Source organism: Clostridium sp. MCC328 (genome assembly GCF_018785465.1).
GTDB lineage: Bacteria > Bacillota > Clostridia > Lachnospirales > Lachnospiraceae > Pilosibacter > Pilosibacter fragilis.
In genome coordinates this window covers 1-240 of the sequence record NZ_WQPW01000120.1, presented here as the reverse complement: position 1 = coordinate 240, position 240 = coordinate 1, and the positions used below count along the sequence as shown (strand labels likewise).

At 41.7% G+C, this 240-nt stretch carries 1 pseudogene; it reads right to left on the bottom strand.

Going from position 1 to position 240, the window contains the following annotated elements:
* Positions 1-223: pseudogene (locus tag GPK83_RS17005) on the bottom strand (IS3 family transposase); the annotation flags it as partial.
* Positions 224-240 lie beyond the last annotated feature (17 nt).

Here is a 240-nt window from a genome sequence, read left to right as displayed (position 1 = left end):
CATTGTGCGAATGATATATTTCCTGAATCTGTGCTTGGACTTCGGCTTTAAGGGTATAATAATCCGCCTTCCGGTGTTTCCGGTAGTTGTAATAAGCATTTGGGCATATACCCAGCCGTCCAAGCAGCCAGCGAATGCCAAATTCATTATGATATTGTTCGATGAATCGATAAGCCTCTAATCGATTTCCTTTGCAAAGAATGCCGCCGCTTTTTTTAAGAAAAGATTCTCCTTACGAAG